General features: G+C 64.0%; 1 protein-coding gene. It reads right to left on the bottom strand.

Annotated elements, in window-relative coordinates; genetic code table 11:
- Positions 1–303, bottom strand: a 303-nt coding sequence (locus E5162_RS14615; protein ID WP_135945976.1) for an AAA family ATPase, incomplete at both ends; no start/stop codon positions are given.

The raw sequence follows: 303 nt of genomic DNA, 5'->3' as shown, positions 1-303 counted from the left end.
GAGGCGGTCGTGCCTTCCATGATCGTCAGCAGCGCCTGCTGGACGCCCTCGCCCGACACGTCGCGCGTGATGGACGGATTGTCCGACTTGCGCGAAATCTTGGCGATCTCGTCGATATAGACGATGCCGCGCTGGGCGCGTTCGACGTTGTAGTCGGAGGCCTGGAGCAGTTTCAGGATGATGTTCTCGACATCCTCGCCCACATAACCGGCTTCGGTCAGCGTCGTGGCGTCGGCCATGGTGAACGGCACATCCAGGATGCGCGCCCGGGTCTGGGCCAGCAGCGTCTTGCCGCAACCGGTC

Source organism: Marinicauda pacifica (assembly GCF_004793635.1).
Lineage (GTDB): Bacteria > Pseudomonadota > Alphaproteobacteria > Caulobacterales > Maricaulaceae > Marinicauda > Marinicauda pacifica.
This window is presented reverse-complemented; position numbering and strand designations above follow the sequence as displayed.